The sequence below is a fragment of the Nocardia sp. NPDC051030 genome (assembly GCF_040683015.1).
Taxonomy (GTDB): Bacteria; Actinomycetota; Actinomycetes; order Mycobacteriales; family Mycobacteriaceae; genus Nocardia.
In genome coordinates this window covers 251,853-273,941 of the sequence record NZ_JBFBCD010000005.1, presented here as the reverse complement: position 1 = coordinate 273,941, position 22,089 = coordinate 251,853, and the positions used below count along the sequence as shown (strand labels likewise).

The window sequence follows — 22,089 nt, the reverse complement described above, 5'->3', positions numbered from 1 at the left end:
GAGTATCGCGGCCGACGGGGTGTGGTGTTAATCCGCGAATTGTCGGGGCGACCAGCCCGGACCCCGGGCCACGGCAGGGCCATCGTCAACTGCCGCAACTACTGCTACTGCTACTACAACTGCTACTGCTACTGCCGCTACTACAACTGCTGCTACTACTGCTACAGCTGCTGCTACTGCTGGAACAGCTACTTCCGGAGCAGCTGCTGCTACAGCCGCAACTGCTACCGCCACTGCCACTTCCACTGCTGTAACTGTCGAAGCCGCCGCCTCCGAAACTGCTACCGCGGTACCCGCTGCTCCCACGTCCTCCGGATCTGCCACGCGATCCCCCCGATCCACGCGGTCCCCGCCCCCTCGGTCTGGGCGTCGGGACGAACCCGAGGGTGAGGCGCGCGAGGACGAGATCCAGCTCCCACAGCACCCGGGGCCCGAAGAGGGCGATGGCCATGGCGGCGCTGTCCGGTCCGTAAGCCGTGTAGGCGGGCCGGAGATGTGGGCTCAGATGGCTGTAGCGGCTGCGGGCGTCCGCGGCGGCGAGAAGGCCTCGGTGGGTCAGTCGCTGGTTGCGGACTATCCGGCACACACAAATCAGCAACACGATCATGAGGAGGATCAGAATGCCGATCGGCTGGTCATTGGAAATGTCCATTCTGAGGTGCACCAGGCCGAGGATGAGCAGGGACGCCGAGGGCAGGGCCGCCAGGAAGAACCCTTTCCGCTGCTGCGGCCCGATCAGGTAGCCGCGCGTGACGAGACTGTCGCGCATGCTCCGCACCTGCCAGAACGTGGCTCCCGTCAGTGCCATCACGTGTCGCCGGCCGCTGGAGAAGAGATAGGCGAGCAAACTGCGCGAGATCGGTTCGAGCGTAAGGTCTTCCGCGGGATCGGGTGTGCGGACCGGTATCGCGTTCGAGTTGATCAGCTGGCGGCCGCGCAACTGCATGAGCCCGGTCAGCACGGGCCGGTGATCGTCGACCAGCATGGCGGTTTCGGCAAGGGTGAGCGCGTCCGCGGCGATCGGTGCCCGGCTGGACGCTCGAGTGATCCTCATCCGCGCGGCGACTCCGTAGCCGACCGCGAGGATTCCGGCCAGTGCGTAGAGACAGAGGAAGACCGGGCCCGGAATTCCCCATGTTCGGGCGGCCGCAACCACGGTGTCCGCATCGGCAAGCGTTGTCCCAAGGACCATGGCGATTCCCCCTCGCGAGTCGTCCCGGCTCGTGATCAACACCGTAGCGTGGTTGGGCGGGTGCGGCTTCGAACGGTCGACCCCTGGGTGATTAGCCTGGTTCGGTGCGATTTTTGAGCAAGTTCTATATCGACGGGTTCATTCTGTCGATACTCGCCGTCGTGGCCGTCGCCAGCGTTTTCCCGGCGCGGGGCGAGGCCGCGAATGTCGTGAGCGTGCTGACGAAGATTGCCATCGCATTGCTGTTCCTCTTGTACGGTGCGCGCTTGCCTCCGCAGGAGGCGCTCGCGGGTCTGAAGCACTGGCGATTGCACGTCACCGTGCTGGCCTGCACCTTCATTCTGTTCCCGCTGCTCGGCCTGGCCGCGCGAGTGCTGGTGCCGCACATCCTGACCAGCGATCTGTACACCGGCCTGCTGTTCCTGTGCCTGGTCCCGTCGACCGTGCAGTCCTCGATCGCCTTCACCTCCATCGCCAAGGGCAATGTGGCCGGGGCGATCGTCAGCGCCACCCTGTCGAATCTGCTCGGCGTCTTCCTGACCCCCGCGCTGGTGATCCTGTTGATGAACACCACCGGCCAGGCCAAGGTGGATCCGTCCGCGATCGTCGATATCGTGCTGCAGTTGCTGGTGCCGTTCTTTATCGGCCAGCTCATCCGCCCGAAGGTGAAGGGCTGGCTGGCCCGCTACGCCGAGCCGACCAAGTTGGTGGATCGCGGTTCCATCCTGCTGGTGGTCTACAGCGCGTTCAGTGCGGGCATGGTGGAGGGCATCTGGCATGCCATGTCGCCGTGGCGGATTCTCGGGCTCGCGGTGGTGTGCGCTGTCATTCTGGCGCTGGTCATCGCCGTGACGGCGTTCCTCGGCCGCGCGCTCGGTTTCGAGCGCGCGGACCGCATCGTGGTGGTGTTCTGCGGTTCCAAGAAGAGCCTGGCCACCGGTTTGCCCATGGCGACCGTGCTGTTCGCCGGATCACCGGTGGGCCTGATCGTGTTGCCGCTGATGATGTTCCATCAAATCCAGTTGATCACCTGTGCCGCGCTCGCACAGCGCTGGGCTCGGACCGCACCGTGAGCGATAGCACCCGGCTGTCCTCCCGCCGCAATGGCCGTGCACCCGAACCTTCCCGGGAGGCAAGGGCTTTGAGCACCGCCCGATCGGCTCCGGGATCGCCGACCGCGATGCGCGCGCTGCCGTCCGGATAGCGTTTCGCCACGATCCCGGCCCTGGCCAGTGCGGGCGCGATATCGCGACCGGGCAGGTACAGGAAGTTGGCGCTACTGCGCGGCACCCGGATTCCACTGCGCCGCAGGGCGGTTCGCAGCAGTTCGCGTTCGGTGGTGATGCGCATGATCCGCTCGCCCAGTTCGGATTCCGCCGCGTAGGAGGCGCGCACCGCCGCCACCGCGGTGTCGGGCACTCCGAACGGCAGTTGCAGTCGCTGCACCCGCCGCACCAGATCGGCCGATCCGAAGGCGTACCCGATGCGCAGCCCGGCCAGTCCGTACGCCTTGGAGAAGGTACGCAGCACCAGTACGTTCGGATGTCGGCGTATCAACTCCACGGCGTCGAGCGCGTCCGTCGCACCGAGGAATTCGACGTACGCCTCGTCCAGGATGACCGGCACCGTCGCCGGTATCGCATACAGGAATGCCTTCAATTCGCTGGCCGGGACGACGGTCCCGGTCGGATTGTGCGGACGGCACACCGCGACCAGTGCGGTGCGTTCGTTCACCGCCCGCGCCATGGCCCAGAGGTCTTGGCGGCCGGTGGAATCCAGCGGTACCGGCGTGGTCCGCAGGCCGATCATCCCGGCCATGATCGGATACCCGTCGAAGGTCGGCGTCGCGTACACGAACGACGTGCCGGGTGCGGGCAGCGCCTGCATGATCTGCATGGCCACCCCGGTCGCCCCGGATCCGACCACGACCTGATCGGCCGGTATGCCGATGTGTTCGGCAATCAGCTGCGGCAGCCGCCGGGGCAGGAACTCCGGATAGCGGTTCGCCTGCATCAGGCAGTCGTCGAGGGCATCCAGCACGGAAGGCAGTGGCGCGAACGGATTTTCGCTCAGGCTCAGGTCATACCGGACGGCCTCGGTCCGCCGTGAGTCGATCAGTGTCGAATCATTCGGCCCCACTTCGACTTCCGCCGCCCGCATCCCGGTGGGCCAGAGCACCGGTCCGGATCCCCGCGCCTGCGCCACCATTCGAGCCGCCGGTCGCGGCTCCTCCCCGGTCGGTTCCGACCCGGCCTGCGCGGTCATCGCGCCGCTCCCCAGCGCACGGCCGCCGCGGCGGCGAAGTCCCCGGCATGCGCGAACGCCGACATGAGCACCACGGACCCGTTCTCCAGCCGTCCCGCCCGATTCTCGGCATCCAGGGTGATGGGAATGCCCGCGGCGAACAGGTTTCCGCACTGATCGAAGGTGTCCGGATGCCGTTCCGGCGGCAATTCCAGCGCATCATGCCAATTGCGCAGGAACAACCGATTGGGTTGATTGGTGACGAGCGTGTCGATATCGCGGCTCTTCACCCCGATCCGCTTGCACACCACCTGCGCCACCTCGGGCACCAGGCGGTTACCGCGCGAGAACACCTTGGCCACCTTGGATTCGCTGAAGCTCACGCACCCCTGGCCCTCGCCGGGCTCCCAGTACTTGCGTTCGGACCCGGTGCTGAAGTCCATGTCCCCGGCGAATTCCGGATAGGTGCGGCATTCGATATCGAGGATGGGCGCGGAGTTGTTCTTCACGAGCAACCCCACCCCGCAGCCGTCGCCGGGCACGGGGGCCTGCGCGAGCTTGCGAATATCGGGCTGCCGGAACACCGGCCCCGCACAATTCTGCGTGCACACGATGAGCGCGGTGCGCGCATCCGTCGATTGCATGATGGTTCGCGCAAGCCACATCATGTGCACGAAGGCCGCGCAGCCGCCATTGTGCACGTCGAATACCCAGCGCGGCTTCATATCCAGTCGCCGCGCCACCTCGGGCCCGCAGCCCATGATCGGATTGGTCGGTAACTGCGTGTGCGTGAGCAGGATGTCGATATTCGAAATCTCCTGTGCCCCGTGGCGTTCGATCAGCGGGGCGACGGCGCGCTCGGCCATATCGACCGCGGTTTCGTCGCGGTCCACATGGTGGCGGGCCTTGGGTGCCCGGAACATGACGTTCTTGGCCATGCGTTCGGAGCGGGAGAATTGGGTGAAGTACTCGGTGCCGACCGGTTCTCCGGGGAGGTATCCGGCCACGTCGACCAGGCTGACAGGCGGCGTCCTGAGGGTGGGTTCGGTGAAGTCCATGGCGCACAGCTCATTTCTTTAAGATTGACCCTGCATCCAGGAAGGGGTGAGGGGTAGGCCGTGCGATGCGCGGTATTCGGCAATGGCCTTCAGATTGTCGAGCTCCAATTGGTGTCCGGCGGAGAACATCTCCCAGAAATCGCCCACCCACACCTTGCGCTTGTCCGGTGCGGCGTCCGGGTAGGGGTTCTTGTCATAGAACGGGTGGTGGCAATTCGTCCACAGCACAACGGATCCCGGCTTGTTGAACACGACCTGCGCGTCCACCACCCGCATCAGGTAGATCATCCACAGGTGCTCGCCCTGATCCCACGCGCAGTGGTAGTCCACGGTCATGGCATCCGGATTGGCGACGGTGCGGGTGTAGATGCGGGTATTGGGTCCGAGCCGGTCGTAGGAGATCCACAGCCCCGGCTCCTCGGTCTCGGTGAATCCGCGCAGGCTGTAGGTCCATTCCTCCAGGCACCGGGTGTCCGCGAGGTATTCGTAGAGTTCGCGTGGCGGGGCGTCGATATAGCCTTGGACCGGGCAGTAGTCGCCGAAGATCTGGTCGTGTGGGTATACCGACCGGAGCATGTCGAGAATGACCGGGGTCGTGGCGTCTCGATCGGAATTCTCTATGCGCAGCAGTCCGGGGATGGATTCCTCCGGGATGTCACTGAGGGCGGGCAGGGCGCTGGTGGTCACGATTACCTCCTGGGGGCCGTCAAAAAAGGTGTGAAAGGCGGGATTTCGTCGGGATCGCAGTCGACGGCGATGAACGACGGTCCGGGACTGCCGACGCAATGCCGCAGCGCGGCGTCGAGTTCGGCGAGGGTGACGGGTGTGTGGGTGCACAGATCCGGGAACATGGCGGCGATGCCGGCGCCCGGATTCGCCGGCCGGAATCGGTTGAAGCTGTACCGATCCCCGTAATACAGCTGTTCGCGAGTTATGCACATGGCGTGTGCGTTGTTGTTGAAGACCACGAAGGTGATCGGCAGCTCATGCTCGATGGCGGTGTGAATCTCCATGCCGTGCATGAAGAACGCGCCGTCACCGGCGATGATGAACGTTCGCCGCAGGCCGCCGTCACCGCGCCGATGCCGGGCGAAGGCCGAACCGATCCCGGCCCCGAAGGCGTAGCCCATGCCGCCCATCCCCAGCGCCACGGTGAATCTGCCGTCGCGCGGCAGCCGCAGGTGATGCACCACCGCCGCACCGGTGTTCCCGGCATCCGCGAACACGTCCGCGCCCTCGGGCAGGGCCGCATTGATGGTTTCGACGACCTCCCGATACCGCAGTCCTGGCCCCTGCGAGGGCGGCACTGCCAGGGGTGTCAGAACCGGTTCGCGGGCGTGCCGCGGGCGCAGCCGGACGATGTGCCCGGTGGGGTCCACTCCCGCGTCGAGTTCGCCGCAGAGCTCGGTCAGCGTTTTCGCCAGGTTATTGCTGCGGGCATGCGTGGACGGCAGAAAGGGCTCCGCGTCACCGATGCTCGCGAGCGGCACGCCCTGCAGGGCGTCCTCCAATCCGGCTCGCGCGGTGACCGGCATGCGAGTGCCGATCAGCAGGCACAGCACCGCGCCGCGCACGGCGGCCGCCAGTTCCGGATGCCCCATGCTGCCCGACACGCCGGAGAAGCCCGGATCGGCATGGTGGTAGACGTCTTTCGCGTCGGGTGCCACCCCCACCGCGGCGTCCAGCACGGCGGTGAACCGGGCCAGTTCCGCGCGCGCATCGTCGCGCGCGACCTGATCTCCGGCAATGATCACCAGCTTTCCGGTGGTCCGCGCCGTACGCAGCGCCTGCGAGACCCGCCACAACCCCTCGATCTCGCGGCGATACGCGCGCGCGGGCGGCACGAAGTCGGGCGCGACCAGGTCGGACTGCTGAATATCCTTGGGCAGCAACAACACCGCGGGCCCACCGCGTCGCGCCGCCGCGACCGCATGCAGTAGGTGAGCGGGCAGGTCGGCGGGCGAGTCGACCCGGGCGCAGTACTGCGAGATCGGCGTGAACAGCCGGACCGCGTCGAAGCTGCCGGCCTGCCCGCTCGAGTCCTGGAAAGCGCCCTTGCCCTCCAGGACGGTGGGGGGTTGCCCGATCAATGCCAGCACCGGAACGCGGGAGGCGAAGGATTCGGCCAGCCCGGCCACCAGATTCACCGCGCCCCCACCCGAGGTGGCGCAGACGACCCCGATCCCGGAGGTGGATCTGGCATACCCGTCGGCCATGGTGGCGGCCGAGAACTCATGTTTGGCGACCACGGCCGTGATCAGTTCCCGATGATCGAACGCCGCGTCGTAGAGATCCTCGATATTGGCCCCGCCGACGCCGAAGATGTGTCGCACGCCCAGCGCCGAAACAGCCTTGACCAGGTGGTCCACCACCCGCGTTCCGCTATGCATGGGCGGCTCCTTTCGGTGCCTGACACCAACTGCCCGAGCCTTTGTAATCGAGATACGACTCTGAGTACCCAGCGGTTCAATCCGCCGCACTCGTCGCATTTGCGCGACCTACTTGCCATGTATGTATACGTCTACGTATAGTTGGCTCATGCCGAACAAGACGATCTACGTATCCGATGAAGACCTCAAGCTGTTTCAGCGCGCGCAGGAACTTGTGGGGGGAAATCTGTCGGGGGCGATCGTGACGGCGCTGCGGCGTTTCATCGAGCTCGAGGAAGGCCGCATCGAGGGCTACGACGAGGTGGTCCTCAAGGTCGGCAAGGACGGGGCGCGGCAGGTCCGCTTCTCCGGCCAGCTGCTGGCCGAATGGCACCAGGTGACCAATGAGCAGATCGAGGACATCCGGGTGTACCGCACTCGCAAAGGCGCGTACGCGGTGCACAGCCACTTCTCCCACTGGTCGGAGTTCCCGACCGACACCAATGTGCTCAAGGACTGGAAGCAGTGGCGCCGCTTCCTCGGTGTGGGAGAACAGGATTGGGGTGATTTCGACCTCGAGGTCTTCGATTCCATCAAAGATCTGGAGGGCAAGATCCCGGACCGGCTCTACGCCCGCGTGATCGACGCCGCCGAGCATCCGACCGTCGAGGATCTCGACATCTGATCCGAAACCCCATGAAGCACAACTGAATACGAAGATCCGAAAACACTTTGATCGCAGCCTCAGCGGTCACGGCTTAGATCACGCATGCATTCATGCATATATATGAAGGGGAACTCATGAACGGCCAACGCCCGGCGGCCATAAAAGTCTCCGGCCTGAACAAATCCTTCGGCGACCACATCGTGCTCGACCGCATCGACTTCGAGGTCCCGGAGGGCAGCATCTTCTCGCTGCTCGGCCCGAATGGCGCGGGCAAGACCACCACGGTGCAGATCCTGTCCACGCTCATGCACGGGGACGGCGGCGACATGTCCGTCGGCGGTTACGATCCCGCGACGCAGCCGGACGAGGTGCGCTCCATGATCGGGGTGACCGGACAGTTCTCCGCCGTCGACGAACTGCTCACCGGCCGCGAGAACCTGCTGCTCATGGGCGACCTGAATCACCTGCCGCGCAGCGAAAGCCGCCGGTTGGCCGCCTCGCTGCTGGAGAAGTTCGACCTGGTCGACGCCGCCGACAAGGTGGCGGCCACTTACTCCGGCGGTATGACCCGCCGCCTCGATATCGCCATGACCCTGGTCGGCAGCCCGCGCATCATCTTCCTCGACGAGCCCACCACCGGCCTCGATCCGCGCAGCCGCCGCGTCATGTGGGACATCATTCGCGACCTGGTCGCGGACGGCGTCACCATCTTCCTCACCACCCAGTACCTGGAGGAGGCCGATCAGCTGGCCGACCGGATCGCCGTATTGCACCAGGGTCGCCTGGTCGCCGAGGGCACCGCAGACCAGCTCAAGCGCATGGTCCCGGGCGGTTACATCCGACTCGACTTCACCGAACGCGCCGACTTCGACGCCGCGGCGCGCGCGTTCGGCGAGGCCGCGCAGGTCAATGGCGATCTGACGCTGGCCATTCCGAGCGACGGCGCGGTGCGCGCCGTACGCGAGGTGCTGGACCGGCTCGATTCCATCGGCGTCGAACCCGATGGCTTGTCCGTGCACACCCCCGACCTGGATGACGTCTTCCTCGCCCTCACCGGAGGGTTCGCGGCCGAGAAGGAGAGCTCGCGATGACAACCGCCACTCACACGTTCGCCGACTCGGCGACCATGCTGCGCCGGAATCTGGTGCACGCCAAGCGATATCCGGCACTCACTGGCGGCGTGATCATCATGCCGGTGGTGATGCTGCTCATGTTCAACTACATCTTCGGCGGCGCGCTGGAGAAGGCCACCGACGGCGTCAAGTACATCAACTATCTGACGCCCGGCATGATGCTCATGATTCCGGCGTATATCACTGTGGGACTTGCGGTTCTGGTCGCCACCGATATGACCAAGGGCATTGTCAACCGATTCCGCACCATGCACATCTCGCAGTCGGCCGTCCTGGTCGGCCATGCGGTGGGGTCCTGGATCCAGGGCATGCTCGGGGTCGTCGTCATGACCTTGGTGGCCGTGCTGCTGGGCTTCCGCTCGCATGATGCCAATCTGCTGGAATGGCTGGCCGCCTTCGGCCTGATCGGCCTGCTGATCTTCTCGCTCAACTGGCTGGGCATCGCCTTCGGCCTCGCCGCGAAAACCCCGGAGAGCGCCTCCAATCTGCCCATGCCGCTGGTCATGCTGCCCTTCCTCGGCAGCGGTCTGGTGCCGACCGGCACCATGCCCGCGGGCGTGAAGCAGTTCGCCGAATATCAGCCCTTCACCCCGATCACCGAAACCCTGCGCGGCCTGCTCATGGGCACCGGGATCGGGCACAACGGGATCATGGCTCTCGCCTGGTGCGTCGGCCTGTCGGTGGTCGGATACTTCTGGTCCACAGCGCTTTTCAAGCGCCGCATCGCCTGAGTCAGGCTGCCTCGCGAAGCTGAGTGACGCGAAGACGGCGCACCCCATATCGGGGGTGCGCCGTCCTCGTGCGTTCAGATGCCCGCCGCCAGTAGGACATTCCCGCTCGCATTGCGGATCTGCACCGACTTCAACTGGCCCGGTGCGGCCGAGGTGGTGCCGTCCGGCGTGAAGACCTGGCCCGGTTTGGCCGTCCACTCCGCCAGCTTCGACTGCGTCCCGTCCTCGCGCACCACCCACAGCGACAGCTGCCAGGAGTAGGAGTAGTACTCGTCGGGCGGGTAGTTGCACCACATGTCCACGCGGGTTTGACCATTCACCGTCAGCACCTTGAAGGTGGCGGTGATCGGGGTTTCGATCTGTGGCGTCAAGGGCCCCTCGGCCACCACCTGCTGGATTGCCGGGGAATCGTCGCGGGCCACGGTGGCCGTCACCGGCACTGCGATCAGCACCGCGGCCGCGGCGGCCGCCACCGCGCCGCCGAGGGACCAGAAGCGTCCTCGCAGGCGTCGTTTCCGGGCGTGCTCCGCCAGTCGGGGCAATAGCTGTTCGGGCGGCGGCGGCACCGTCGAGGGCGGATCTTCCTCCGCCGCAAGGGAAAGCGCCGTCTCGGTATCCACCATGGCGAGCAGCCCGGGCAGTCCGGCCAGCTTCGATACCGCGGTGCGGCAGCTGTCGCAGCCGACCAGGTGTTCCTCGTATTCCCGGCGGTCGTCCCGGGCAAGAGCGCCGAGCACGTACGCGCCGTCCCAGGTCGTGTAGCCGTCGCAGAGCTCGTGGCCCGCGGTCATCTCGTCACCCCCATTTCCTGCAACACCAGACGCAAGGCCCGCATGCCGTAGTGCATACGGGATTTCACCGTGCCCTCCGGAATCTCCAGTTCCTCCGAGATCTGATGGGTGGACAGACCCCGGTAGTAGGCACGGACGATGACATCCCGGTGATCGATGCTCAGCCGGGCCAGCGCATCCGCGACCAGCCAGCCGTCCAGGGCCCGATCGGTCTTGTCCGGGACCGGCTGCTCCGGCGGATGGTCGGTGCGGAATTCGCGGCGGCTGCGCGCGCTGCGATGCTCGTCCACTGCCAGGTTACGTGCGACGGTGAAGAGCCAGGCCCGCGCCGAGGTGGTGGACTGATCCAGCACGTTCGGCCGCTGCCAAGCCCGCAGCAAAGTCTCCTGAACGATGTCCTCTGCCCGGCCCGGATCACCCACCAGGCCGTACGTGTACCGCCACAACGCCGCCGCGTGCTCTTCATAAATCGCCCGCAGCAGAGCCGCCTGGTCGTCGACCATCGATTACCTCCGAACGCTCCACGACACAGACTGTGTCAACGGTTCAGTTCAGTTTCGGTCGATCTCGATCGGGTGCGTGGCCAGCAGACGAAGGGGGAGCGGTTGGCGGCGCAGGACGTGCGCCCACAGGTCGACGTGACCGGCCAGGAGATCGGTGGGGAGGGCGGACAGGACTATCCAATCGCCGCGATCCAGTTCGCCTTCCAGCTGACCGAAGGTCCAGCCGGAGTAGCCGACGAAGATGCGCAGGCCCTCGATCAGCGGTGCGATCCGATCCGGGTCGGAATCCAGGTCGACCAGGGCGACCCGGCCGTCCACCCGGCGTAGGCCGTCGACCTGTGGGCGCACGTCGGCTCCGACCTTGAGGGTGGCCAGGCAGCGGACGAGATTGCCGCCCACCGGGCCGCCGATATAGAGCGCGCGGGGCACGGCGACCAGATCCGTCCAGTTCGGCAGGACCTCGTGCACGGCGGTCTCGCTGGGCCGGTTCAGGACGACGCCGTGGCTGCCGCCCTCATTGTGCTCGATGATGTAGATGACCGTGCGCCGGAAAGTCGGCTCATCGAGATCGGTTGCGGACACCAGCAAGGTGCCAGGCCGTACCACCTGGTCCTGGTGCCGGAATTCGCGTCGAGAATGGTCACCGTGTTCCTCTGCGCGTGCCACCACGCCATCATCGCACCGTCACCGGGTAATTGCGGTGCATAATTTGCGCTCTGCGCAATTGCGCCGTGCCCGGTTAGGGTGGCGACATGGAACGTCCCGAGGTGATCCTCGAGAACAGTGACGCGGTCTACGACTTCTATCGCGATCATCAGCAGAACGTGGTCAAAGCCAAGGCCGCCTACTGGCTGCTGGGCCGCCGCTACCAGCCGCGCATCTCCTACGCGCCCGGGGCGCGGGAACGCCTGCGCGAGTTCATCTCCGCCAAGCGGCCGCTGCTCATCGCCGTCAATCACCTCTCGCAGCTGGATCCCTACACGGTCGCCGCGGCCGCCTGGCGCGGGGCGCTGCGGCCGGTCATCGGGCGCACCCGGGTGCTGGCCAAGGACGAGCTGTTCCTGGAGGACAAACTCCGCGGGCGCATCGACATGATGGGCGGCATTCCGGTCTTCCGCGGCAAGGATCACGGCCTGCGCGCGGTGAACGCCGCCGGCCAGCGCATGATCGATATCTGCGCCGAGCGGATGGCGCGCGGCGATGGGGTGGCGGTGTTCCCGGAGGGCACCTGCAATCTCGAGGTCCCCACCGAGGTGCAGCCGCTCGGAACCGGCATCGGCCACATCGCATTCCGCGCCAAGAAGCTCGGTGCGGACCCGGTCCTGGTGAGCCTGGGCCTGAGCTATGGCCCGCGCCCCGACCAGACGGTGGAGCCCACCAAGGAGGAAGCCAAGTCGGCCAGCTTCTACTTCGGCGTTCCCCTCGGCGAACTCCCCACCAAACCGGCCGAAATCACCCGCGTGGTCCGCGATGAACTCCAGACGGCACTCACCGGAGCGGTCGCCGCGTACTGATCACTGCCGGGGCAGATTAGGTCACTGCTGGGGCAGGTTCAGGCGTTCCCGGGACCACTGCGGGACCAATGCCAGGTATTCGGGCCGGGATTCGACGAAGTGGTGCACCATCGGGCACATGGGCAGGATGCCGAAACCCTCGCCGCGGGTCTGGTCGAGCGCGCCCTGCACGAGCTTGCGGCCGTAGCCCTGACCTTCGTGCTGGGGATAGATTTCGGTGTGGACGAAGGCGCGCTCGTTCGCGGTGTCCTGGTAGGCCGCGACCCCCGCGAGCAGGCCGTCGACGTACAGCTCGAAGCGATCCAGCGCGGCGTTCTTGCGGATCTCGATCGACTCACTCGACATGGTCTGAAACTAGTCCGTTCGCCCGCACCTATTTGTCCGTTTTGCCAATCAGTAGCTCCGGCGTGTCGCGGTTGTGGCGCTTCATCACGGAGACTGTGTGCGTGACACCACCAGTCGGCCCGCACCGGGTGATCCTCGCCCCGGACAAATTCAAAGGTTCATTGACCGCGGCCGAGGTGGCCGCGGCACTCGCCGCCGGGATCACCCGCGCCGCACCCGGAACCGAGATCCGGCAGCTGCCGGTCGCCGATGGCGGCGACGGCACCGTGGACGCCTTCCTCGCCGCCGGATGGAAACGGGTCGAGGTGCAGGCCCCCGGCCCGACCGGCGCGCCCGGGACCACCGCCTATGCGGTGCGCGGCACTACGGCCGTGATCGAGTTGGCCGCCGTCGTCGGGCTGTCGAAACTCCCCGGGGGAGAACTCGATCCGCTGGGTACGAGCACCTATGGGCTCGGCGTGGTCATCGCGCACGCCCTGGACCGCGGCCTGCGCGAGATCGTCCTCGGCCTCGGCGGCAGCGCCTCCACCGACGGCGGCGCGGGCATGCTCCAGGCCCTCGGCTTCCGCCTCTATGACGAGCTCGATCGCGAATTCCAGCCCGGCCGGGCGATTCTCGGCGATATCGGCTGGATGGACCACAATCGCCTGCACCCCGCGCTGGCGCACACCCGGATCACCCTCGCGAGCGATGTGGACAACCCATTGCTCGGTCCCACCGGTGCGGCCGAGGTCTACGCACCGCAGAAGGGCGCGAGTCCCGCGGAGGTCGCCATTCTCGAAGCGGGCCTGACGAATTGGGCTCGGCTGATCGGCCCGGCCTGGGCCGACAAGCCCGGCGCGGGCGCGGCGGGAGGCACCGGTTTCGGTGCGATGGCGGTGCTCGGCGCGGTCATGCGCCCCGGCATCGACGTCGTCCTCGAGCTCGTGGAATTTCCCGCCCAGCTCGCCGGGGCCGACCTGGTGATCACCGGGGAAGGCTCCCTGGACCCGCAGAGCCTGCACGGCAAGGCCCCCATGGGCGTCGCCACCGCCGCCCGGCAGGCCGGTGTCCCGATCATCGCCGTCGCGGGCCGCCTGCAACTGACGCCCGGTCAGCTTCGCGAGGCCGGGTTCGAAACGGCCTATGCCCTCACCGATCTCGAACCGGATCCGGACCGCTGCATGGCGGAGGCCGCCGCCCTGCTCGAGCGGGTCGGCGAGCGGCTCGCCACGGTGAACCCTCCCGCCTGAGCGTTTATCCGGCGATGGCGGCGGGGCGGCCGAGGATCCGATCGCGATTGCGGTCGCCCCAGGTCTCGAGCGGCCGCAGGGCCACATTCAGTTCCTCGCCGAGCGGGGTGAGCGAGTACTCCACGCGGGGTGGGATTTCCGGGTAGATCTCCCGGTGCACCACCCCGCTCGCCTCGAGCTGGCGCAGATTCTCGGCGAGCACCTTCTCGCTCACACCGGTCAGCAGGCGGCGGATCTCCCCGAAACGCTGCGGTCCCTCGCCCAGCACCCACATGAGGTGCAGCTTCCATTTCCCGCCGACCACATCGATGGCCACCGACATGCCACACACCTCGTCGTGAACTGCGTCACCGTCCACACTCACCGCGACCTCCTGACCAGATTTCGAACCTTCAGGTAAGCAACCCCACTCGAACGTGTGGTCTTCCCGAGGCTACCGATCGTGAGCACCATCGAATCCGGTGCCGGACACCCGGCAAAGCGAGATTCGAAGGGACACAAGATGTCTGTCAATTCCCACCCCCATTCCGTCACCGTCGTCGGCCTGGGCCCGATGGGTCAGTCCATGGTCAAGGCCTTCCTGAAGGCCGGTGTCGAGGTCACGGTCTGGAACCGCAGCCCCGAGAAGGCCGACGCCATGGCCGAACTCGGCGCGAAGCGGGCCGCCACCCTGGCCGAGGCCCTCGCGGCCAATGAGGTGACGGTGCTCAGCCTCACCCACTACGCCGCCATGTACGACGTGCTCGGTCCGGTCACGGATCATCTGAAGGGCAAGGTGATCGCCAACCTGTCCTCGGATTCCCCGGAGCAGGCGCGAGGGGGTGCGGCCTGGGTGCGTTCGCACGGCGCGGAATTCTTCTCCGGCGGCGTCATGTCGGCGGGTGACAATATCGAGCACCCGGCCTCCTACATCTTCTACAGCGGGCCGCGTGAGGTCTTCGATGCCCACGCCGAACTGCTGCGGCCGCTCAGCCCGCAGGAGTACCTGGGCGCGGATGACGGTCTGGCGCAGGTCTTCTACCAGGGGCTGCTCACCATTTTCCATCCCTGGCTGCTGGCCTTCGATCAGGCGACGGCCATGATCGCGCGCTCCGGGCAGGACATTGCTCAGTTCGTCCCGTTCGCCGTGCGCGCCAGTGCGGCGTTCCCGTATTTCATGGAGCAGTTCTCGGTGGCGAATCAGAACGGTGGCTGGGCGGATATCGCGAGCCTGAAGATGATGGACGCGGGTGCGCAGCACATCATCGACGCGAGCGAGGAGGTCGGTGTGGACGCCACCCTGTCGCGCGAATCGCAGGCGTTCTGGCGCAAGGCCGTCGCCGCCAGCGGCGAAGCCGGTCGGGCCGTCTCGACCTTCGAACTCATGCGGGACGCGGCCGTCGCGAAGTGAGCGAACCGGTTCCGGCGGCGTTGCCGGAACCGATTGCCGGTCAGGCTGATTCGGAGCCGATGCGCGGGAACGGGGTGGTCGAGAAGACCACCTCCACCGGCACCTCGAAGTACTGTGCGACCCGCAATGCCAGATGCAGGCTCGGGCTGTACTCGCCGCGCTCCAGATACCCGACCGTCTGATAGTGCACGCCCAGCGCCTCGGCCAGTTCCCGCCGGGAGATACCGCGTTCGGCGCGCAGCATCGCGATCCGATTGAAGAGAACCTCAGTAGCCACGCGCCAAGGCCTTCTCCCGCCGGGCCGCCACCTTCGAACCCGATTCCCGCCGCGCCATCCGGCGCAAGAAGATCGGCGCGAACGCCAGGCCGATGACGGCCCAGATGCCCAGCACCGCAACGGTTTCCCAATGCCGCCAGGACTGCCCGAGTTCCACCGCCACCGCCGAATCGGGCAGCAGGGCCGAGCGCATGCCGAGCCCGGCCCAATAGATCGGGAACAGCTGCGCCAAACCCTGCACCCAGCCGGGCATGGAGGTGATCGGGTAGAAGACGCCGGAGATCGACACCAGACCCATGATCGGGAACGAGATGAAGCCGATGGCCCGCGGGTTGTCGAAGGCCGCACCGATGACCGCGCCCAGCGGCAGGGTCGCCAGCGCACTGAGCACCAGCACCCAGATGAAGGTGAACCACGCGCCGACGCTGTTCAGTTCCACGCCGCCGACCGCGATCATGCCGAACCCCAGCACCACCGTCACCTGCACCAGCATCTGCCCGGAGACGGTCAGGATCTTGCCGGTCAGGTAGCCGACGATGCCATTGGGAGTCGCCTTGGCGCGCAGCAGGGTCCCGTCCTCCCGGTCCAGGGTCAGGTACTGGCCGATGCCGAACATGCCGGTGAACGCGACCAGCATGCCGACCACGCTGGGCAGCGCCAGCGCGCCCAGCCCGATCCCGGTGCCCTCGAAATGGCCGTTGCGCATGAAGAACAGTGCCACCAGGATGCTGAACGGCCAGAAGAACTGGGTGAACAGGTCCATCCCATTGGTGTAGGTCTGGCGCAATTCGATCCGGCTGCGGCGCATGCCCGCCCGGACGGCCGTCAGCATCGGGTCCGTCGCCGTGGTGATCGCATTCATCGGACAACCTCCTCGAGACTGCGCAGATCGGTCTCGCCCCGACCGGATTCGGAACGCTGGACGAGGGTCATATAGGTGTCCTCCAGTGAGGCGCGCCGCACCTCCAGCTCGCTGATCTCCTCGCCGTGCTGCTGGAACAGCTCGTAGACGAACTTGGTCGACTCGGTGGTGGTGTGCACGAACCGCTGTCCGTCGCGGGTCCACTTCACTTCGGCCTCACCGGCGATCCGCCGGGACAGCTGATCGGCCGAACCGTCGGCGATGATGCGCCCGCCGGCCAGGATCAGGATGCGGTCGGACAGTTTCTCCGCCTCGTCCAGGTCGTGCGTGGTGAGCAGGATGGTGGTCTGCTGGTCGTCGGAGAGCCGGTGCACCAGATCATGGAATTCGCGGCGGGCCTGCGGGTCGAAGCCCGCCGTCGGCTCGTCCAGGAACAGCAGTTCGGGGCGGCCGACAATGCCGATTGCCACATCGAGTCGCCGCCGCTGCCCGCCGGACAGGGTCATGACCTTGTTGTTCGCGTGTTCGCCGAGACCGACCGCCGCGATGAGTTCGTCCGTGTCCCAAGGCCGCCAGTGCTTGCCGGTCGAGTAGGGCGCATAGAACATGCCCAGGTAGTCGAGCAGTTCCCGGACCCGCCACTTGCTGTGATCACGCCAGGATTGCAGCACCACGCCGACTCGGGCCCGCCACGCTTCATCGGCATGCGCCGGGTCCAAGCCGAGCACTTCGACCTGCCCCGCCGAGCGCATGCGGAAGCCTTCCAGTATCTCGATGGTCGTGGTCTTGCCCGCGCCATTGGGGCCGAGCAGTACCAGCACCTCCCCCTGATGTGCTTGAAAAGTCACGTCCTGCAACACATCTCGTGTGCCGTAGCGCATCCGCAGATCTCGGACGTCGATCACGACGCCTTCGCCGACAGTCATCTCCACCCCTCCGTAGTGCAAACCGGATGAGATGTAGCATACCTACTACATTTTTCCGTGACCAGGCAAATAAAGAAGGCCCCGGAACCTTTCGGTCCCAGGGCCTTCGGTGTTCGGTGGTCGCTCAGCGCACGCAGAGGAATTCGACTGCGGCGGCATAACCCTGAATCCCCATCCCGGCGATGACCGCCGTGGCGATGGGGGAGACATAGGAGTGGTGTCGGAACTCCTCGCGGGCGTGCACATTGCTGATGTGCACCTCGACGATCGGAACCTCCGGGATGACGAGGGCGTCGCGCAGCGCCACCGAGGTGTGGGTGAGGCCGCCCGGGTTGATCACGATCCCGGATTCGACGCCGCGCGCCGCGTGAATCCGGTCGATCAGCGCGCCTTCGTGATTGGACTGGAAGGCGACGACCTCCCGGGCGAACCGGGCGGCCGTCTTGCGGCACAGCTCCACCACGTCGTCGAGGGTGTCGGCGCCGTACACCTCGGGCTGGCGGGTGCCGAGCATATTCAGGTTCGGGCCATTGAGCACCAGGATCGGACCGGAATCAGCCATGCCGACACCCTAGCCCGCGGGACTCCACTGTCCTGCCCCTCCCGGGCGTGGAGTCCCCTCGGACAGGTGCTCAAAGTTCTCGAGGACAGATTCAGAGTCCCTGGGGACCTTCGGAGCGCAGGTCGTCGACCTTGCGCATGGCGTCGCGGAGTTCGGCCAGCCATTCCTCGGCGTGCTTGCCCGCGAGCTTCACGGTCCAGGCCAGGGCATCGGAGCGGGAGCGGGCCACACCGGCGTCGATCAGGGTATCGAGCACCTTGCGTTCGGGCTGGCGCAGCCGGGTCATGACCGGAACGGCCAGGTGGGTGAACATGATTCGTTCACCGCCGACCGATACGCCCCAGGCCACATTGCGGCCGTATCGGCCCTGTGCCTCCTGGGCGATCTGCATGCGCGCGGGTCGGGTCGACTCGCGGAAGCGGGCGATGAGTCCCTCGCGGGTGGCCTGCGGTACTTCGCCTGGGGTCGCGGCCTGGGCGGCTTCGGCCTCGGCGGCGGGTTCGGGTGCGGGGATGGGGAGTTCGCCGACCACGACGATTTCGTCGCGATCGATCTCGAGGGTTGCGGGTCCGGTGAACCAGTCGGCTGGCAATCTGCCAGCGAACCAGTCGGTTGCGTCCGCGGGGTCCGGGAGGTCGGCTTGCTGCCAGCCGCCGGGACGTCCGAAACCGTGTCCGCGATGTCCGTGTCTCATATTGGTCACTCTCACTAACGACCTGGAGTTGTAATGCTGATTACAACATTACGGCGATTACCCGTCCGTGGGTTCCGCTCTGCGAGAACGGGGTTCGCGGGGATGCGGGCACGCGCTGTCGCGAGTGCGAACCGGTCGGTCTTGAACGTCGCGAATACGCCAGGCTCGTAACCGACCGGTGATCATGTAATTGGTCGTTCCCAACCGAAATCGGCACTATGGTGGTGCTCAGTACTTGTACGCCTGGTGGAATGGTGGAACCGCGGGCCGTCTGCACGCGGTACCGTGGTCCTGTTGCTGATGTGGCAAGAGTGAAGAGTGGGCGATATGGATGTGTGGGGATCCCGCCGCTTCCGGATACGCGGCGCAATCGTGCTCGCAGGGGTTGCGGCCCTCGCGATCGCGATGGGGTCATGCACTTTTCGGGAACGGGCAACGGGCGCGGAGGCGGTCGTGGAACGGTTCGCGACCTTGCTCGATGAAAAGGACTACGACGGCGCGGCGCGGCTGACGTCCTATCCGAACGGTGCTTCCGCAACGCTGAAGCAAGTTTTCGCCGGGCTCGATCCGGGTAAGCCCGACTACGCGCTCACCCAGTACATCGGACTCGACGGCAATACCGGGCTGTTCAGCATGACCGCGGCCTGGAACTTCGGCGAGAACCGGAACTGGAAGTACGACCTCCAGGGCACCATTCGCAAACTCAGTGTCGGCTGGCGCATCTCCTGGGATCCGGCGCTGATCATGCCGCAGCTGGACTCCAAGCGCACCGCCAAACTGGTGCGCACCTACGCCGCGCCCTCGCCGCAGGTCAATGACGTGGTCGGCCAGCCGCTCATGACCGAGCAGACCATCAATGTCATCAAGGTCGACCCGACCAAGACCGGTGACCCGGTCGCGACCACCAATGCCCTGGCCGACGCCATCGAACCGGTCGCCCCGCTCATCACCGGAGCGACTCTGATGCAACAGTTGTCGACCTCGGGCGGCAAGCCCGTCGTCGCGGTCAACCTGCGCGACGGCGACTTCAATATCCTGGAACCCCGCATGGCCAGCATCGCGGGCGTGGTCATGGAGAAGCAGCCGCGGCTCATCGCCGCCGACCGGCGGGTGTGGTCGCCCATGCTGGACGCGCTCACCAAGGTCTGGCAGGACAATCGCGATCAGCACTCCGGCTGGGGCGTGCAGCTTTTCGAACCCGACGGCACCTTCGTCACCCAGCTCGCCGGTGAACAGGGCCCGCCCGGCCCGGCCATCGCCGCGACCATGGACCAGCGCCTGCAGCGCGCCGCCGAGGACGCCGTGGTGAGCGCGGGTACGCCCGCCTCCATCGTGGCCATTCAGCCGTCCTCGGGCGCACTGGTCGCGGCCGCCCAGAACAGTTACGCCAGCGCGCACGGCTCGGTGGCCTTCACCGGGCTGTACCCGGTCGGCGGCATGATCGAGCTGTTCAAGAACATGGCCGCGGTCGCCAAGAACAAGGCCCCGCAGGATGTGTCGGTCAATGACGCCGCCGATGCGGCCAGCCTGCTCGGCATCGGCATCGACTTCAAGGTGCCCGGCCTGGACGAGACCACCGGCCGCCTGCCCAATGGCAAGAACGGCGCGGAGACGGTCGCGCGCGGCAATGCCGGTGATTCGCTGCTGGCCAGCCCGTGGGGCATGGCCATTGCCGCGGCCGCCATCGCCAATGGCCAGGTGCCCAAGCCGATGATCACCATCGGCCAGCCCGGCACCACCGAGGCCGACCTCGCCGCCCTCCCCGGCGACGTCACCGAGCGCGTCCGCACCATGCTCCGCGACGGCGCGAACGCCCCGGAATTGGCCAGCCTCAACCGCTATCAGGGCGTGCAGGCCTTCGCCGCCACCGCGGGCAATAATGGCTGGCTCATCGCCACCATGGGCGACCTCGCCTTCGCCATCCACATCGACGATGTGGACAGCGGGGATGCCACCGCGCGCATGGCCGCGAGGCTCATGCAGTCCTTGGCGACTCCGGACTAGACGACGGAAATGGATCGGGCCCCGTCCACCGGACGGGGCCCGATCTGTCTCATGGTCAGCGCAAGGCCTTCATGGCGGCGCGCCAGCCGAGCAGGAAGAGGGCCAGGACGGTCGTCGCGACCACGATGAAGCTGACAGCGGTGCCCTGCCCGCTCACCACGCGCAGCAGCATGCCGCCGATCAGGGTGGACAGCCAGATGATGACGCCGGTCGGCCACAGCGCGCGACCGTCGAAACGCTTTGCGGCACTGGCCCCTTCCCGCCCCGCCGCCACCGCGATGGCGATCACCCAGCCCAGCAGCAGACCGGTGCCGAACGGCCACACGGTACGCAGCAGACCGGCCGCGACCGCCTCGTCGTGACTGCGCCGCCCGATCGCGCAGAACACGATCACGAGCACGACATCGACGGCGAACGGCACCAGTTTCTTCACGCGCACAGGTTAATGTGCCCGGCCCACCCGATTGTGCAGGGACACTCGAGTGACTGTGCGGGGTGGATCAACCGCGACCGCGGCGCTGCTCGAATTCCTCTTCGAACTGGGCATCGTCGGCCTGCGGTTTCCGGAACAGGAACAGGAAGACGATCCAGCCCACAATGGCCACCAGGATAAAGCTGATCAGGCGATACAGGAAGGCCGCCGCCACCGCCTGCGAGGCGGGCAGCCCGGCGACGGCGGACAGCGAGTAGATCAGGGTGGCGTCCACATAGACGATGCCGCCCGGCGCCAAAGGAATGGTCCCCACGGCCTTTCCGGCGGCGAACACCAGCATCAGCCCGGCAATGCGCGGTTCGGCCCCGACCGCGTAGCAGGCCAGACCCAGGCAGGCCACATCGGCGAGGCGGTGTACCAGCGCCCAGCCCGTCACCCACGCGCCGTCGCGCTTGCCCAGATCCACGGACTCCAGCTGGTCCAGGATCTCGCCGACCTTGTCCATGCCGTCCTCGGCGGGCTTACGCCGAATCCTGTTGATCAGCCGCACGATTCGCCGCAGCAGCCCCTCCAGGCCGCCGGGATGCCGGGAGATGTAGTTGAAGGCGAAGATCAGCAGCGCGACCGTGCCCAGGGTCAGGATCACCTTGGTCGGCCCGATCCGGTCCCCTGCCAGCACCGCGCCGAACACGCCGAGCAGGGTCAGCCCGGCGGCCGCCACCACACCGGACATGACCAGCTGCCAGGATGCCACGATCGGGCTCGCGCCCCAGCGGCGCATCTGCCGATAGGTGAACGCCGTCGAGAAGACCTGTCCCGCGGGCAGGGTCAGCGCCATACCGGTCGAGCCGTACACCACCGACACCGATTTGCGCTGGCTGACCTCCACCCCACCGGCGTGCAGCAGCTGCTTCTGGATGCGCCCGTACCCGCTCATGGAAACCGCCTGCATCACGATGCAGGCGGCGACCCAGCCCCAATGGATTTCGGTGAGGTTCTTCCAGGAATCGTGCAGGCGCGGATATAGATATACGCCTTCGGAAATCAGCAGGGCCACGAGTGCGACGCCGAGAACCCATTTGGCCCACCAGAATCTGCCGCGTCTCGCGTTCTCCGCGGGCGGCGCTGGTTCGCCGGCCAGGTCACCGTGGGCCGTCACGTC

At 66.5% G+C, this 22,089-nt stretch carries 25 protein-coding genes; 8 read left to right on the top strand and 17 right to left on the bottom strand.

The genetic code is table 11. The features are described from left to right. Positions 1 to 85: 85 nt before the first annotated feature. A complete protein-coding gene (locus AB0N05_RS18890; protein ID WP_364695349.1) occupies positions 86 to 1,192 on the bottom strand; it encodes a TIGR04222 domain-containing membrane protein in 1,107 nt (368 codons plus the stop codon). 104 nt (positions 1,193 to 1,296) lie between these two features. Between AB0N05_RS18890 and AB0N05_RS18885 the strand changes: the two genes are divergently transcribed. Continuing rightward, positions 1,297 to 2,265: a bile acid:sodium symporter family protein gene (locus tag AB0N05_RS18885; protein ID WP_364695346.1), complete on the top strand. Its 969-nt coding sequence runs from the start codon at positions 1,297 to 1,299 to the stop codon at positions 2,263 to 2,265. On the opposite strand, the gene AB0N05_RS18880 is transcribed toward AB0N05_RS18885, so the two are convergent. From AB0N05_RS18880 to AB0N05_RS18865, 4 genes are read right to left on the bottom strand one after another with little or no spacing between them, the layout of a single operon-like run. Next, entirely contained in the window at positions 2,219 to 3,457 is a 1,239-nt protein-coding gene (locus AB0N05_RS18880) for an aminotransferase class I/II-fold pyridoxal phosphate-dependent enzyme (protein WP_364695343.1), read from the bottom strand. The genes AB0N05_RS18885 and AB0N05_RS18880 overlap by 47 nt on opposite strands. Further along, positions 3,454 to 4,494 carry a 3-oxoacyl-[acyl-carrier-protein] synthase III C-terminal domain-containing protein gene (locus tag AB0N05_RS18875; protein ID WP_364695340.1) on the bottom strand — a complete coding sequence of 347 codons (1,041 nt, stop codon included), beginning with the start codon at positions 4,492 to 4,494 and terminating at the stop codon, positions 3,454 to 3,456. Before AB0N05_RS18875 ends, AB0N05_RS18880 begins: the two co-directional genes overlap by 4 nt. An 18-nt stretch (positions 4,495 to 4,512) precedes the next feature. After that, positions 4,513 to 5,181 carry an SRPBCC family protein gene (locus AB0N05_RS18870; RefSeq protein ID WP_364695337.1) on the bottom strand — a complete coding sequence of 223 codons (669 nt, stop codon included), beginning with the start codon at positions 5,179 to 5,181 and terminating at the stop codon, positions 4,513 to 4,515. A gap of 2 nt (positions 5,182 to 5,183) precedes the next feature. Further along, positions 5,184 to 6,884, bottom strand: coding sequence for a thiamine pyrophosphate-binding protein (locus AB0N05_RS18865; protein ID WP_364695334.1), 1,701 nt, complete (start codon positions 6,882 to 6,884; stop codon positions 5,184 to 5,186). Between the two features lie 148 nt (positions 6,885 to 7,032). On the opposite strand from AB0N05_RS18865, the gene AB0N05_RS18860 reads away from it, so the two are divergent. The 3 genes from AB0N05_RS18860 to AB0N05_RS18850 all read left to right on the top strand — a co-directional run bounded on the left by AB0N05_RS18860 (position 7,033) and on the right by AB0N05_RS18850 (position 9,394). After that, positions 7,033 to 7,548, top strand: a complete 516-nt coding sequence (locus AB0N05_RS18860) for an EXLDI protein (protein WP_364695331.1) — start codon at positions 7,033 to 7,035, stop codon at positions 7,546 to 7,548. Between the two features lie 116 nt (positions 7,549 to 7,664). Next, positions 7,665 to 8,621, top strand: a complete 957-nt coding sequence (locus tag AB0N05_RS18855) for an ATP-binding cassette domain-containing protein (RefSeq protein WP_364695328.1) — start codon at positions 7,665 to 7,667, stop codon at positions 8,619 to 8,621. Next, complete coding sequence (locus tag AB0N05_RS18850) at positions 8,618 to 9,394, top strand: ABC transporter permease (RefSeq protein WP_364695325.1); 777 nt, start codon at positions 8,618 to 8,620, stop codon at positions 9,392 to 9,394. The genes AB0N05_RS18855 and AB0N05_RS18850 overlap by 4 nt, the downstream gene beginning before the upstream one ends. Positions 9,395 to 9,468: 74 nt before the next feature. Here AB0N05_RS18850 and AB0N05_RS18845 read toward each other — a convergent pair whose 3' ends face one another. Genes AB0N05_RS18845 through AB0N05_RS18835 form a run of 3 tightly spaced genes read right to left on the bottom strand, consistent with a single transcriptional unit; the run spans position 9,469 to position 11,354 of the window. Next, on the bottom strand, positions 9,469 to 10,185 hold the full coding sequence (locus AB0N05_RS18845; RefSeq protein WP_364695322.1) for a zf-HC2 domain-containing protein: 717 nt from the start codon (positions 10,183 to 10,185) through the stop codon (positions 9,469 to 9,471). Continuing rightward, a complete protein-coding gene (locus tag AB0N05_RS18840) occupies positions 10,182 to 10,688 on the bottom strand; it encodes a sigma-70 family RNA polymerase sigma factor (RefSeq protein ID WP_364695320.1) in 507 nt (168 codons plus the stop codon). The genes AB0N05_RS18845 and AB0N05_RS18840 overlap by 4 nt, the downstream gene beginning before the upstream one ends. Before the next feature lie 48 nt (positions 10,689 to 10,736). Beyond that, on the bottom strand, positions 10,737 to 11,354 hold the full coding sequence (locus AB0N05_RS18835) for a YqgE/AlgH family protein (protein ID WP_364695317.1): 618 nt from the start codon (positions 11,352 to 11,354) through the stop codon (positions 10,737 to 10,739). Positions 11,355 to 11,440: 86 nt separating this feature from the next. Here AB0N05_RS18835 and AB0N05_RS18830 point away from each other — a divergent pair, with 86 nt between their 5' ends. Further along, entirely contained in the window at positions 11,441 to 12,202 is a 762-nt protein-coding gene (locus AB0N05_RS18830; protein WP_364695314.1) for a 1-acyl-sn-glycerol-3-phosphate acyltransferase, read from the top strand. Between the two features lie 21 nt (positions 12,203 to 12,223). Here AB0N05_RS18830 and AB0N05_RS18825 read toward each other — a convergent pair whose 3' ends face one another. Further along, a complete protein-coding gene (locus tag AB0N05_RS18825) occupies positions 12,224 to 12,547 on the bottom strand; it encodes a GNAT family N-acetyltransferase (protein WP_364695311.1) in 324 nt (107 codons plus the stop codon). Positions 12,548 to 12,648: 101 nt separating this feature from the next. Between AB0N05_RS18825 and AB0N05_RS18820 the strand changes: the two genes are divergently transcribed. Further along, positions 12,649 to 13,779, top strand: coding sequence for a glycerate kinase (locus tag AB0N05_RS18820; protein WP_364695308.1), 1,131 nt, complete (start codon positions 12,649 to 12,651; stop codon positions 13,777 to 13,779). Between the two features lie 4 nt (positions 13,780 to 13,783). Here the strand turns inward: AB0N05_RS18820 and AB0N05_RS18815 are convergent, their stop codons facing one another. Next, positions 13,784 to 14,101 carry a helix-turn-helix domain-containing protein gene (locus AB0N05_RS18815; RefSeq protein WP_364696480.1) on the bottom strand — a complete coding sequence of 106 codons (318 nt, stop codon included), beginning with the start codon at positions 14,099 to 14,101 and terminating at the stop codon, positions 13,784 to 13,786. 180 nt (positions 14,102 to 14,281) lie between these two features. Here AB0N05_RS18815 and AB0N05_RS18810 point away from each other — a divergent pair, with 180 nt between their 5' ends. Continuing rightward, complete coding sequence (locus AB0N05_RS18810) at positions 14,282 to 15,169, top strand: NAD(P)-binding domain-containing protein (protein WP_364695305.1); 888 nt, start codon at positions 14,282 to 14,284, stop codon at positions 15,167 to 15,169. Between the two features lie 40 nt (positions 15,170 to 15,209). On the opposite strand, the gene AB0N05_RS18805 is transcribed toward AB0N05_RS18810, so the two are convergent. The 5 genes from AB0N05_RS18805 to AB0N05_RS18785 all read right to left on the bottom strand — a co-directional run bounded on the left by AB0N05_RS18805 (position 15,210) and on the right by AB0N05_RS18785 (position 18,490). Next, entirely contained in the window at positions 15,210 to 15,446 is a 237-nt protein-coding gene (locus tag AB0N05_RS18805; RefSeq protein WP_364695302.1) for a helix-turn-helix transcriptional regulator, read from the bottom strand. Then, positions 15,436 to 16,308, bottom strand: coding sequence for an ABC transporter permease (locus AB0N05_RS18800; protein WP_364695299.1), 873 nt, complete (start codon positions 16,306 to 16,308; stop codon positions 15,436 to 15,438). Before AB0N05_RS18800 ends, AB0N05_RS18805 begins: the two co-directional genes overlap by 11 nt. Continuing rightward, positions 16,305 to 17,234, bottom strand: a complete 930-nt coding sequence (locus tag AB0N05_RS18795) for an ABC transporter ATP-binding protein (RefSeq protein ID WP_364695296.1) — start codon at positions 17,232 to 17,234, stop codon at positions 16,305 to 16,307. Before AB0N05_RS18795 ends, AB0N05_RS18800 begins: the two co-directional genes overlap by 4 nt. Positions 17,235 to 17,358: 124 nt before the next feature. Continuing rightward, complete coding sequence (aroQ, locus tag AB0N05_RS18790) at positions 17,359 to 17,796, bottom strand: type II 3-dehydroquinate dehydratase (RefSeq protein ID WP_364695293.1); 438 nt, start codon at positions 17,794 to 17,796, stop codon at positions 17,359 to 17,361. A 91-nt stretch (positions 17,797 to 17,887) separates the two neighbouring features. After that, complete coding sequence (locus AB0N05_RS18785; RefSeq protein WP_364695290.1) at positions 17,888 to 18,490, bottom strand: hypothetical protein; 603 nt, start codon at positions 18,488 to 18,490, stop codon at positions 17,888 to 17,890. Positions 18,491 to 18,943: 453 nt separating this feature from the next. On the opposite strand from AB0N05_RS18785, the gene AB0N05_RS18780 reads away from it, so the two are divergent. Beyond that, on the top strand, positions 18,944 to 20,494 hold the full coding sequence (locus AB0N05_RS18780; protein ID WP_364695287.1) for an NTF2-like N-terminal transpeptidase domain-containing protein: 1,551 nt from the start codon (positions 18,944 to 18,946) through the stop codon (positions 20,492 to 20,494). Between the two features lie 55 nt (positions 20,495 to 20,549). On the opposite strand, the gene AB0N05_RS18775 is transcribed toward AB0N05_RS18780, so the two are convergent. Further along, a complete protein-coding gene (locus tag AB0N05_RS18775; RefSeq protein ID WP_364695285.1) occupies positions 20,550 to 20,927 on the bottom strand; it encodes a DUF3054 domain-containing protein in 378 nt (125 codons plus the stop codon). Positions 20,928 to 20,994: 67 nt separating this feature from the next. Beyond that, positions 20,995 to 22,086: a YbhN family protein gene (locus AB0N05_RS18770; protein WP_364695282.1), complete on the bottom strand. Its 1,092-nt coding sequence runs from the start codon at positions 22,084 to 22,086 to the stop codon at positions 20,995 to 20,997. Positions 22,087 to 22,089 lie beyond the last annotated feature (3 nt).

What these genes read in the sequence shown, in the direction of transcription:
- aroQ (WP_364695293.1), bottom strand. Translation starts at nt 17,796, where the DNA reads ATGGCTGATTCCGGTCCGATCCTGGTGCTCAATGGCCCGAACCTGAAT.
- AB0N05_RS18850 (WP_364695325.1), top strand. Translation starts at nt 8,618, where the DNA reads ATGACAACCGCCACTCACACGTTCGCCGACTCGGCGACCATGCTGCGC.
- AB0N05_RS18865 (WP_364695334.1), bottom strand. Translation starts at nt 6,884, where the DNA reads ATGCATAGCGGAACGCGGGTGGTGGACCACCTGGTCAAGGCTGTTTCG.
- AB0N05_RS18815 (WP_364696480.1), bottom strand. Translation starts at nt 14,101, where the DNA reads ATGTCGGTGGCCATCGATGTGGTCGGCGGGAAATGGAAGCTGCACCTC.
- AB0N05_RS18880 (WP_364695343.1), bottom strand. Translation starts at nt 3,457, where the DNA reads ATGACCGCGCAGGCCGGGTCGGAACCGACCGGGGAGGAGCCGCGACCG.
- AB0N05_RS18875 (WP_364695340.1), bottom strand. Translation starts at nt 4,494, where the DNA reads ATGGACTTCACCGAACCCACCCTCAGGACGCCGCCTGTCAGCCTGGTC.
- AB0N05_RS18825 (WP_364695311.1), bottom strand. Translation starts at nt 12,547, where the DNA reads ATGTCGAGTGAGTCGATCGAGATCCGCAAGAACGCCGCGCTGGATCGC.
- AB0N05_RS18795 (WP_364695296.1), bottom strand. Translation starts at nt 17,234, where the DNA reads ATGACTGTCGGCGAAGGCGTCGTGATCGACGTCCGAGATCTGCGGATG.
- AB0N05_RS18830 (WP_364695314.1), top strand. Translation starts at nt 11,441, where the DNA reads ATGGAACGTCCCGAGGTGATCCTCGAGAACAGTGACGCGGTCTACGAC.
- AB0N05_RS18845 (WP_364695322.1), bottom strand. Translation starts at nt 10,185, where the DNA reads ATGACCGCGGGCCACGAGCTCTGCGACGGCTACACGACCTGGGACGGC.
- AB0N05_RS18855 (WP_364695328.1), top strand. Translation starts at nt 7,665, where the DNA reads ATGAACGGCCAACGCCCGGCGGCCATAAAAGTCTCCGGCCTGAACAAA.
- AB0N05_RS18785 (WP_364695290.1), bottom strand. Translation starts at nt 18,490, where the DNA reads ATGAGACACGGACATCGCGGACACGGTTTCGGACGTCCCGGCGGCTGG.
- AB0N05_RS18840 (WP_364695320.1), bottom strand. Translation starts at nt 10,688, where the DNA reads ATGGTCGACGACCAGGCGGCTCTGCTGCGGGCGATTTATGAAGAGCAC.
- AB0N05_RS18810 (WP_364695305.1), top strand. Translation starts at nt 14,282, where the DNA reads ATGTCTGTCAATTCCCACCCCCATTCCGTCACCGTCGTCGGCCTGGGC.
- AB0N05_RS18890 (WP_364695349.1), bottom strand. Translation starts at nt 1,192, where the DNA reads ATGGTCCTTGGGACAACGCTTGCCGATGCGGACACCGTGGTTGCGGCC.
- AB0N05_RS18860 (WP_364695331.1), top strand. Translation starts at nt 7,033, where the DNA reads ATGCCGAACAAGACGATCTACGTATCCGATGAAGACCTCAAGCTGTTT.
- AB0N05_RS18800 (WP_364695299.1), bottom strand. Translation starts at nt 16,308, where the DNA reads ATGAATGCGATCACCACGGCGACGGACCCGATGCTGACGGCCGTCCGG.